This window comes from Lentilactobacillus parakefiri, from assembly GCF_002157585.1.
GTDB classification, from domain to species: Bacteria; Bacillota; Bacilli; order Lactobacillales; family Lactobacillaceae; genus Lentilactobacillus; species Lentilactobacillus parakefiri.
The window spans coordinates 1-266 of sequence record NZ_BDGB01000143.1 but is presented as its reverse complement, the minus strand read 5'-3'; the positions used below and the strand labels follow the sequence as shown (position 1 = coordinate 266).

The 266-nt window shown below is 41.4% G+C and carries 1 protein-coding gene; it reads left to right on the top strand.

The features are described 5' to 3' along the window. Window positions 1–266: transposase (locus LPKJCM_RS11770; protein WP_165758617.1), on the top strand; the 266-nt coding region annotated here is incomplete at both ends.

The following is a 266-nucleotide window of genomic DNA, read 5'->3' as shown; positions in this document are numbered from 1 at the left end:
CCAATCACAATTCGTTCTCTATTACCAAGTTAATCAACGGCCCACTGACCAGCGAACTTTCATTCCTTTCTTAAAATCAATGAATTTCACGCAAACGCCCGTCAACTATATCGTTGCCGATGCGGGCTACGGCAGTGAGCCAAACTATCAAGTCGTTAAAGAGAAATTGGGTAAGATTCCCTTGATTCCTTACACCATGTATCTGAAAGAACAATCGAAGAAATATCGCACTGAGCTGAGTAAAGTGATGAATTGGGAATATCATG